Source organism: Bacillus sp. LR_5, assembly GCF_042709275.1.
The window spans coordinates 1-10,072 of sequence record NZ_JAVAXX010000235.1 but is presented as its reverse complement, the minus strand read 5'-3'; the positions used below and the strand labels follow the sequence as shown (position 1 = coordinate 10,072).

The window sequence follows — 10,072 nt, the reverse complement described above, 5'->3', positions numbered from 1 at the left end:
AAGGACCGCCATCCGCTGCTGGCCTGAAGAATCGTAACGGCTCAAAGCTGCCTGCGCTTTGGCAATGGTGTCATCATCCAAGTGGCTGATCAAGCGCTCAGCCGCTTCCCACGCCTCTTGTTCGGTTTCACGGGCAATGACATGCAGCCTAATGCCGAATCGAACGGATCTCCCTTCTTTTTCCGCCTGCTTTTTGACTCTCTCAATCTTTTCTTTTACTTGTTCAGGCGGCTCGCCCCACGTTAAATACACGTCTGTATGCTTTGCGGCAGCTTCAATCCCCGCCTGTGACGATCCTCCGAAATAGATAGGCGGATGCGGCGCTTGCTGCGGTGGGAAGAGCAGATTGCTGTTTTCCACTTTTATATGCTTTCCTTCATAGGAAACCGTTTCTCCCTGCAAAAGTCTCCGCCAAACGGTTAAAAATTCTTCTGTCGCTTCATAGCGTTCATCATGGCTGATAAACAGGCCATCTCCAGTCAGCTCGTACGGATCGCCTCCTGCCACAACATTGATCAGCAGCCGGCCGTCTGAAATGCGGTCTAAGGTAGATGTCATTCTGGCTGCTAGAGAAGGCTGCATTAAACCGGGTCTTACCGCGACTAAAAACTTTAAGTCCTTTGTTTCTCCTGCCAAAGCCGATGCTGTAAGCCATGGGTCCTCGCACGATCTTCCCGTCGGCAGAAGAACACCCGTATATCCCAGCCTGTCAGCCGCCTGCGCGACTTGTTTAAAGTAAAGATGATCCGCAGTCCGTCCATCGCTTTCAGATCCTAAATATCTCGCGTCTCCATGAGTCGGTATAAACCAAAGAATTTCCATATCCATCTCCCCTTTACGTATATTACCCTTCGTAACTGTTTCTCCACTTTAGCAGTTTTCGTTCAAGCAGCCTGACAAAGGAATCCGTCAGCTTTCCAACCACCGCAAAAATGATAATCCCGGCAAACACTTTGTTCGTTTGTGAAAACTGTCTTGCATCCATGATCATATAACCGACTCCTGAGCTTGAGCCCATCAGCTCTGCTACAACAAGTCCAAGCCATGCAATGCCGAGCGATAAGCGAATGCCGAGCAATATATTTGGCAGGGATGCCGGCAATATCACTTTGGAAATCTGCTGATGCCATTTAAATTCAAGCACCCGGGCGACTTCAAACAGCTTCGCGTCAACTCCGCGGATGCCGTTAAATGTATTGATATAGACAGGAAAAAAAGCACCGAGCGCAATCAGCAAAATTTTGGATACCTCATCAAAACCGAACCATAAAATAAACAGCGGCGTGACCGCCAGATGGGGAACGGTTCTGAGCATTTGCAATGACGGATCAAGATACAGCTCCGTCCGTTTGGAGAATCCGGCCAAAATCCCGATAATCAAGCCAAGCCCCGCGCCAAGCAAAAAACCAAGCGCCGCCCGATAGATGCTGATTTGCAGATGACCGAACAGCTCACCGGACAAAATAAGCTCTTTAAACGTCAGAACGATCGCAACGGGTGTGGGCAGCACTGTAGCGGACACTACCCCAAGGCCGCCGATGATTTGCCAGATGGCGATAATGACAGCGGGCAGCAAAAGCCCCTTCATCCAGCCGTATTTCATCCTTCCGGGCTTTTTTCGCACCGCTTCCGCACTCGTTTTCGGCAGCGAGCCTGCAGCCTCTGCTTTCATCATTGATCACCTCCTGAGGAATTTTCCTTTAACGCTTTTTTAATAAATGTGTTATCCACAACCTCTTTCACATCAATCTTCTTGTCTATCGCCTTCGTTCGATATTGAAAATCTGCTGTCTCCTGCTGTGCTTTCACAATGTCGTCACTGATGACCTCATTCAGAGGCTCAGTATTTTTCAACACATTTTCGACGACCTTTTTATCGAGACCTTTAATGTCTGCATACAAGTCAGCGGCTTCATCCAGATGTTCCTTTTGCCACACAACAGCCTTATTAAACACCTTCAGAAAACGGACCACTTCGTCCGGGTGCTCTTCGGCAAACTTTGTTCTTACTAAAGTAAATCCGGGTGAATATAAATCTGTACTTTCCCCGTTCACAAGGATGTTTGCTCCGTGTTTGATTGTTTCTAAAGACAAGTACGGCTCCCAAATGGACCAGGCATCAACAGATCCGTTTTCAAACGCAGAGGCCGCTTCATCAGGCTGAAGCTGAATAATCGTCACATCATTAGCTGACAACCCCACTTGATCAAGTGCTTTATACAGAAAATCAAAACCGCTGCTGCCTTTGGCGACTGCAATTTTCTTCCCCTTTAAGTCCTTGACGTCCTGAATGCCGCTGTTTTGATTGACAAGGATGCCGTTTGCTTTCAATCCGTCCTGAGACAAACCGATTTCTTTAAAGTCAATGCCCGCCGCCTGTCCAGCGATCACAGGAGAATTGCCGACTTGAGAAAAATCAAGTTTGTCTGCCGCAAGGCCTTCAAATTGGGGCGGACCGCTTTGAAACTCCACCCATTTCACTTTGATGCCTTCTTTTTCAAATGCATCTTCAAACCAGCCTTTCTCCTTCGCAATCAAAAGCGGGCTTAAACTTTGCTGAATACCGATTCGAATTTCTTTCAATTGTTTGTTGTCACTGCTGGCTCCATTTGCTCCACAGCCTGCCAGCAGAAAAAAAACGGTAACCAATACAATGAGTCCTTTTTTCATTTCTGCTTCCGCCCTTTCTATATCCCTGATCCTTCAGCGTACTCTAGATCTTCTGTTTTCTCGAATTCCGACAGCACTTTCTGTCTGATCGCTTGGAAATCCGGAGTCGTCCGGTTTCGCGGATACGCCAGATGAATGGGCATCAGCTTATGGATCTTCCCCGGTTTAGCCTTAAGGATCGCAAGCTCATTTCCTAAATAAACAGATTCATCTATATCATGAGTCACGAGAATCATCGTTGTTTTTTTCCTCCTCCATATATCCAGCAACACGTCCTGCAGGTGTTTTCTAGTAAAAGCGTCGAGTGCACCAAACGGTTCATCTAAAAGCAGGACCTCAGGCTCCCGCAGAAGAGCCCGTGCGATAGCGACTCTTTGTGACATACCGCCTGACAGCTCGCGCGGGTATGCTTTCTCCGATCCTTTTAATCTGACAATCTCAATCAGTTCATCCACCTTCTGTTTGACTGTTGGATCTTTCAAGTTCAAATCGGCGGCAATATTCTGCTCAACCGTCAGCCATGGAAAGAGGCGGTGCTCCTGAAAAATAAATCCTTGCTGAATACCCGGAGCTGTTACGCTGCGTCCGTTAATTTCAACACTCCCGTCATAATCTGAATCAAGCCCCGCAATAATCTTTAAAAGCGTGCTTTTTCCGCACCCGCTAGGTCCGATGAGCGTAAGAAATTCACCTGGTGCGATTGATAATTGAATGTTCTCCAAGACCGTTGTTTTGCGGCCCTCTTGAACGAAGGTCTTTTTTTTGATGCTGATGGTCACAGCCACTTTTATCCCTCTCTTTCTGCCAACCCCGCCTTCTACAAAAACAAAAAGGCCCCCATCTCTGTTCGTTGTAGAGATGAGAGCCTTCGGCGGTCCGATCAGCTGCCCAATTGTTTTTTGTTTGAATATCATGTTAATTCAAACTATTCCGATGTGTCAACTATTTTTTCAAACAAGATTTTTGGCATTCTTGTTTATCACTTAATCTGCTTGATTCGCAAATAGAGAAGAAAAAATCATTTCTTCAAAAAACTTTTTCTCTCTTATAAGCTGTTATGACAAGGGTTTATCAACATTTTTAATACTTTATATCCCTTAATAGAAATGACTATTTTATAATAATTATAAAATAATATTGACTTTTTACTTAGAGATGATATTATGTTCTTATAAATTTCAAGAGGTGATGACATGAGTTCAAATAAACTGACAACTAGCTGGGGCGCTCCGGTTGGAGATAATCAAAATTCAATGACTGCCGGTTCTCGCGGACCAACTTTAATCCAAGATGTACATTTACTCGAAAAATTGGCCCATTTCAACAGAGAACGTGTTCCTGAACGTGTCGTTCACGCCAAAGGAGCAGGCGCACACGGATATTTTGAAGTGACAAATGATGTAACAAAATACACGAAAGCCGCTTTCCTTTCTGAAGTCGGCAAACGGACACCGTTGTTCATCCGTTTCTCAACAGTTGCCGGTGAACTTGGCTCGGCTGACACCGTTCGCGACCCGCGCGGATTTGCTGTTAAATTTTATACTGAAGAAGGAAACTACGACATCGTCGGTAACAATACACCGGTATTCTTCATCCGCGATGCGATTAAGTTCCCTGATTTCATCCATACACAAAAAAGAGATCCAAAAACACACTTGAAAAACCCTACAGCTGTATGGGATTTCTGGTCACTTTCACCAGAATCACTGCACCAAGTGACAATTCTGATGTCAGACCGCGGAATTCCTGCAACACTTCGCCACATGCACGGCTTCGGAAGCCATACATTCAAATGGACAAATGCCGAAGGCGAAGGCGTATGGATTAAATATCACTTTAAAACAGAACAAGGCGTAAAAAACCTTGATGTCAATACAGCAGCAAAAATTGCCGGTGAAAACCCTGATTACCATACAGAAGATCTTTTCAACGCAATTGAAAACGGCGATTTCCCTGCATGGAAACTATATGTGCAAATCATGCCTTTAGAAGATGCAAATACGTATCGCTTCGATCCGTTTGATGTCACAAAAGTTTGGTCTCAAAAAGACTATCCGTTAATCGAAGTCGGACGCATGGTTCTAGACAGAAATCCGGAAAACTACTTTGCAGAAGTAGAACAAGCGACATTCTCACCTGGAACACTCGTGCCTGGTATTGATGTTTCTCCAGATAAAATGCTTCAAGGCCGGCTGTTTGCTTATCATGATGCACACCGCTACCGTGTCGGTGCAAACCATCAAGCACTGCCAATCAACCGCGCACGCAACGAAGTGAACAATTATCAGCGTGACGGACAAATGCGTTTTGACAATAACGGCGGCGGATCTGTTTATTACGAGCCTAACAGCTTCGGCGGTCCGAAAGAGTCACCTGAGGATAAACAAGCAGCATATCCGGTACAAGGGATCGCTGACAGCGTAAGCTACGATCACAACGACCACTACACACAAGCCGGTGACCTCTATCGTTTAATGAGCGAAGATGAGCGTGCCCGCCTTGTTGAAAATATCGTAAACGCCATGAAGCCGGTAGAAAAAGAAGAAATCAAACTTCGCCAAATCGAGCATTTCTACAAAGCGGATCCTGAATACGGAAAACGCGTGGCAGAAGGCCTTGGATTGCCGATTAAAAAAGATGCTTAATAGAAATGTAAAAACCCGCTGTAATTAGCGGGTTTTTTTATATTTAGTTACGCACTGCCGTATGCTTCTTATCAATCTTCATATAAATTTCCTCCATAAGCTCCGCGCTGTTCATAATCTCTCGTTTATTTTTTGCAATCAGAAGATCAAGCGGCAAAATCTGATTCCCATATGTTTTTCGCTTCCTAAATCGTTTTCTCCCCTTCTCTTTTTTGATTCCCATCAATGATCCCTCCTTTTTCATACAAAAAAGGCCCTTATCTAAAAGATAAGAGCCTTCGGTGTCCCGATCAGCAATACTGGAAATATTTATTAGCTATATTAAAACGTATTCCATTTCGCCTGTCAATCTATTATTTATACAGCTTGCTGCCTTGATTCACAAATTCTTCAGCTTTTTCTTTCATTCCCTCTTGAATGGCATCCCATTCACTAAGCTTTTTATCCTTCGCATAATCCCGAATATCCTGAGAAATTCTCATGCTGCAAAACTTCGGCCCGCACATTGAACAGAAATGAGCGGTTTTTGCTCCTTCTGCCGGCAGTGTTTCATCATGATATTCAAGCGCTCTTTCCGGATCAAGAGATAAATTAAACTGGTCTCGCCAACGGAATTCAAAGCGGGCTTTCGATAACGCATCATCCCGTATTTGCGCTCCGGGATGCCCTTTTGCAAGATCTGCTGCGTGCGCAGCAATTTTATATGTAATGACCCCTTCACGAACATCATCACGGTTTGGCAGCCCCAAATGCTCCTTCGGCGTTACATAACAAAGCATTGCTGTCCCATACCAGCCGATCATCGCCGCTCCGATCGCTGAAGTAATATGGTCATAGCCCGGCGCAATATCTGTCGTCAGCGGCCCCAATGTGTAAAAAGGCGCTTCTTTGCAAATGTCCATTTGTTTATCGACGTTCTCTTTGATTTTATGCATCGGCACATGCCCCGGTCCCTCAATCATCACCTGAACATCATGCTTCCAGGCAATTTGCGTCAGTTCTCCGAGGGTCTCTAATTCAGCAAATTGCGCTTCGTCATTGGCATCAGCGATTGATCCGGGACGAAGCCCGTCCCCAAGAGAAAAAGCAATATCATACGTTTTCATGATTTCACAGATTTCTTCAAAATGAGTATACAAAAAGCTTTCCTGATGATGGGCCAGACACCACTGTGCCATAATCGCTCCCCCGCGTGACACAATTCCTGTTGTCCGTTTGGCGGTTAGCGGGACATACCGCAGCAAAACACCCGCGTGAATCGTAAAATAATCCACTCCCTGCTCTGCCTGCTCGATCAGCGTATCACGGTAAATCTCCCACGTTAAATCCTCCGCTACGCCGTTTACTTTTTCAAGCGCCTGATAAATCGGAACAGTTCCCACAGGCACAGGGCAATTGCGAATAATCCATTCACGCGTCGTATGAATATCTTTACCGGTAGATAGATCCATCATCGTATCCGCTCCCCAGCGGATGGCCCACGTCATTTTTTCCACTTCTTCTTCAATTGATGACGTAACCGCTGAATTCCCGATATTCGCATTAATCTTCACATGGAAATTCCGGCCAATAATCATCGGTTCACTTTCAGGGTGATTAATATTTGAAGGAATGATCGCCCGGCCGCTTGCTACCTCACCTCTGACAAATTCGGGAGATACATGCTCGCGAATGGCGATAAACTCCATCTCAGGTGTAATGATCCCCTTTTTGGCATAATGCATTTGGGTGACATTTTGACCCGCTTTCGCCCGCAGCGGTTTCCGCTTTAGTTCTGGGTAGCTTTTGTTTGGGATTGCCTTTTTATAACCGTTATCTTCTGGTTTTATAGTCCGTCCTTCATATTCTTCCACATCGTTACGCTCTGTGATCCATTTTTGGCGGAGCGGCTTTAATCCTTCTTGAATATTAATGGTCACATCAGGGTCAGTATACGGTCCGCTTGTATCATAGACACGCACAGGCGCGTTTTCCTCTTCGCCGAACGATCCTGTCGTCGGACTTAAGGCGATTTCCCTCATCGGCACTTGGATGTCCGAGGAAGAACCCTCCACGTATACTTTCTTACTCCCCGAAAAACTCGACATAATGGAAATGTTGGCTTGCTGCACTGAATCGTTTTGCATCATTGATCCTTCCCCTCTCTTCTTTTGAAAGGACAAAATCAAGCCCATAACCAGCACAAAAAACCGGATTCAAGTGAATGAACCCGGTTACAGTCAGAAAGAAACATATTATTGCCCAGCACGACAATAATAAAAACAATTCCTCTACTTCCCCACGCTGGTACGAACCAGATCAGGTCCAAAGGGTTAAGAAGCTTACCTTCTCTCTCAGCCCGAAAACGGGCACCCCCAGTAACTATTGATTTCGGACTCATCTTAACATAAAACCAATCGAAAAAAAAGAGGAATATAGAAAATATTCAGCTAATTCAACCCAAATATTTGACCCGCAGCGGGATTTCAAAAATCTCATGTTCACCCCTCATCACCCGATATGCCTTTGCACCCGGTCTTGAACTCACAGTCTGAAACAGCTGATCATTTATGAAATGGAGAGCCGCTCCATCGTCCGCCGCATAGCCATCGCACAAGAATTCGTTAGATATCAACTGATGGTATATCGGCCTCCGGTTCTTTTCACCGTCATAATGAGGACAAAAGCTCCCTTGCAAAAAACCTAAACTTTTCATACTTGTCAGCGGTCCTGCCGAATCTGTCACTCCTTCTTCAAACCAGCAGATCGCACCGGCACTTAATCCAGCTAAAATCACCCCGTTCTTCCATGCCTCTCTGAGAATAAGATCCAGCCCCCATTCCTTCCACAGCACAAGCATATTCCGCGTATTTCCCCCGCCAACATAAATCACGTCCTTTTCCATAACAAAAGAAATGAAGTCTGTTGTCGGCGGCTTAAATAAGGATAAATGAGACGGCACACAATCCAGTGTTTGAAAAGCATGATAAAACCGCTGAATATAGTTTTGGGAATCACCGCTCGCCGTCGGCAAAAAACAAATGCGAGGCGACTTCCGTCCCGATTGATTGATGATATATTGATCGAGGGACAAATTTTCCGGTTCCATCGAAAAACCCCCCGCCGCCCATCGCAATAATCTGTTTCATCATCCCACTCCCCGAAAAAATTTGTTAATCATTATAGCATTTTGTATAAATCCATGAAACAAGGCTAAATACTTCTCAATAGGAAGATCTAAAAGATAAAACCCACTAACAGGCGGTGAAGGCATTGAACGATTTTTCAACCCCAATCATACCTATAATGATTCTTGATTGCTTAACGACAATACAAATCATCATTAAAAAGTACACTGTCGCAATAACGGAAACTGCAAACCCCGACCTCCGAACAGCGTTGCATGATCAATTAGATGCAGCTGTTCATCTGCATGGGGAACTATCTGAACTTCTGATGGAAAAAGGCTGGCTCCTGAGTAAGCCATTTCAAATCGATTTGCTTTTATCTTGCAGAGAACTGTAACAAAGTCACAAAAAAAGACGGAATCTCATCTTTCAGATCCCGTCTCTCCCTTTTATTGCTCCACTCTTCTTAAAGCCTCGTTTACCGTTTCTTTTATAAACGCGTCTTCACCGCTTAATCGGTCTAAACTGAGATCGCCGTTTCTCAGCCTTTCGGAAATATTGTTTATATCCTCCTCTACCGTGATTTGCAGCTCACCAGCCAAAAACATTCTGTGTAATTCATCAGCAACCATACTTTCTTTATCCATTTCAATCCGCTCCTTTGCTTTCAATAGTATTCTTAGTCTGTCCCTAGGCCGGACGAATAATAGGTAAAAAGTATGAATCAAATGAATCTTTTTTCTTCCTTCTTACGTATATCTGTTGAGAAAAAGAAAAAGGGGAAGATCTAACATGTCATTTTTTAAGAAGCTCGCAGCAAGTGCCGGTATCGGTGCTGCAAAAGTAGATACAATTTTAGAGAAAGACGCATATTATCCAGGAGAAGAAGTACGGGGAACTGTCCATGTCAAAGGCGGGAAAATCTCTCAGGACATCCGCTATATTGATTTACAGCTTAACACACGGTACGTCATTGTAAAAGACGATGAAGAACACCGGAAATACGCTACAATTCATTCTTTTCAGGTCACTGGTTCATTCACCATTCAGCCTGGAGAAGAGCATCAATTTCCGTTCTCATTCACCCTCCCTCTTGATACACCGATTACTGTAGGGAAAGTAGAGGTCGCCGTGGTGACAGACCTTGATATACAAGGCGGTATCGATAAATCCGACCACGACCGCATTTTCGTTGAAGCGCACCCTTGGATTGAAAGTGTGCTGGAAGCAATCGAAAACCTAGGTTTCCGTCTTAACGAAGCAGATTGTGAACAAGCACCCTACTTCCAACGCCGCCTTCCGTTCGTTCAAGAATTTGAGTTCATTCCGACATCAGGCTACTATCGTCAGATGCTTGAGGAATTAGAGCTTATTTTCCTTTTAGACGAAAATGGTTTAGAAATCATTTTCGAAGTCGACCGCAGGGCCAGAGGACTGCGAGGATGGCTGGAAGAGATGTATAATGACGGAGAACAGCTTGTACGCGTCCGTTTCAGCCAATCAGAGCTTGAAGATGCAGAAGAGCTTAAAGAGGTACTAGAAGAGATCATAGACCAATACGCTGAGTGAATGATAAAAGGAGCCTCAATTAAGATAGGCTCCTTTTCTTTGATAAAAAATAAAAACCCGTTTCTGTACAAGAAACAGGTT

General features: G+C 44.8%; 9 protein-coding genes, 2 pseudogenes and 1 riboswitch. Of the genes and pseudogenes, 3 read left to right on the top strand and 8 right to left on the bottom strand.

The annotated features are described in order from the left end of the window. The 4 genes from RAC86_RS29400 to RAC86_RS29385 all read right to left on the bottom strand — a co-directional run. A partial coding sequence (locus RAC86_RS29400; protein WP_377886330.1) for an LLM class flavin-dependent oxidoreductase occupies positions 1-822 on the bottom strand: 822 nt, incomplete at its 3' end. 22 nt (positions 823-844) lie between these two features. Further along, entirely contained in the window at positions 845-1,675 is an 831-nt protein-coding gene (locus RAC86_RS29395; RefSeq protein ID WP_072565977.1) for an ABC transporter permease, read from the bottom strand. Beyond that, a complete protein-coding gene (locus RAC86_RS29390; RefSeq protein WP_072565976.1) occupies positions 1,672-2,670 on the bottom strand; it encodes an aliphatic sulfonate ABC transporter substrate-binding protein in 999 nt (332 codons plus the stop codon). Before RAC86_RS29390 ends, RAC86_RS29395 begins: the two co-directional genes overlap by 4 nt. 17 nt (positions 2,671-2,687) lie before the next feature. After that, a complete protein-coding gene (locus RAC86_RS29385) occupies positions 2,688-3,455 on the bottom strand; it encodes an ABC transporter ATP-binding protein (protein ID WP_072566823.1) in 768 nt (255 codons plus the stop codon). 408 nt (positions 3,456-3,863) lie between these two features. Between RAC86_RS29385 and katA the strand changes: the two genes are divergently transcribed. Then, positions 3,864-5,315 (top strand): catalase KatA, encoded by a 1,452-nt coding sequence (gene katA / locus RAC86_RS29380; protein ID WP_003239645.1) that lies wholly within the window; start codon positions 3,864-3,866, stop codon positions 5,313-5,315. 24 nt (positions 5,316-5,339) lie between these two features. Here katA and RAC86_RS29375 read toward each other — a convergent pair. The 3 genes and pseudogenes from RAC86_RS29375 to RAC86_RS29365 all read right to left on the bottom strand — a co-directional run bounded on the left by RAC86_RS29375 (position 5,340) and on the right by RAC86_RS29365 (position 8,443). Continuing rightward, a pseudogene (locus RAC86_RS29375) lies at positions 5,340-5,538 on the bottom strand (FbpB family small basic protein). A 130-nt stretch (positions 5,539-5,668) separates the two neighbouring features. Beyond that, complete coding sequence (thiC, locus tag RAC86_RS29370; protein ID WP_072566822.1) at positions 5,669-7,441, bottom strand: phosphomethylpyrimidine synthase ThiC; 1,773 nt, start codon at positions 7,439-7,441, stop codon at positions 5,669-5,671. Between the two features lie 132 nt (positions 7,442-7,573). Beyond that, a riboswitch (TPP riboswitch) is annotated at positions 7,574-7,681 on the bottom strand. Between the two features lie 68 nt (positions 7,682-7,749). After that, a pseudogene (locus tag RAC86_RS29365) lies at positions 7,750-8,443 on the bottom strand (Type 1 glutamine amidotransferase-like domain-containing protein). 124 nt (positions 8,444-8,567) lie between these two features. Here RAC86_RS29365 and RAC86_RS29360 point away from each other — a divergent pair. Beyond that, entirely contained in the window at positions 8,568-8,819 is a 252-nt protein-coding gene (locus tag RAC86_RS29360) for a spore coat protein (protein ID WP_041520898.1), read from the top strand. A gap of 52 nt (positions 8,820-8,871) precedes the next feature. Here RAC86_RS29360 and RAC86_RS29355 read toward each other — a convergent pair whose 3' ends face one another. Beyond that, complete coding sequence (locus tag RAC86_RS29355) at positions 8,872-9,075, bottom strand: hypothetical protein (RefSeq protein ID WP_072566821.1); 204 nt, start codon at positions 9,073-9,075, stop codon at positions 8,872-8,874. Positions 9,076-9,214: 139 nt separating this feature from the next. Between RAC86_RS29355 and spo0M the strand changes: the two genes are divergently transcribed. Continuing rightward, entirely contained in the window at positions 9,215-9,991 is a 777-nt protein-coding gene (gene spo0M, locus RAC86_RS29350) for a sporulation control protein Spo0M (RefSeq protein ID WP_072565974.1), read from the top strand. Positions 9,992-10,072: the final 81 nt, after the last annotated feature.

Coding starts and splice junctions, on each gene's coding strand:
- RAC86_RS29395 (WP_072565977.1), bottom strand. CDS start 1,675: ATGATGAAAGCAGAGGCTGCAGGCTCGCTGCCGAAAACGAGTGCGGAA.
- RAC86_RS29390 (WP_072565976.1), bottom strand. CDS start 2,670: ATGAAAAAAGGACTCATTGTATTGGTTACCGTTTTTTTTCTGCTGGCA.
- katA (WP_003239645.1), top strand. CDS start 3,864: ATGAGTTCAAATAAACTGACAACTAGCTGGGGCGCTCCGGTTGGAGAT.
- thiC (WP_072566822.1), bottom strand. CDS start 7,441: ATGCAAAACGATTCAGTGCAGCAAGCCAACATTTCCATTATGTCGAGT.
- spo0M (WP_072565974.1), top strand. CDS start 9,215: ATGTCATTTTTTAAGAAGCTCGCAGCAAGTGCCGGTATCGGTGCTGCA.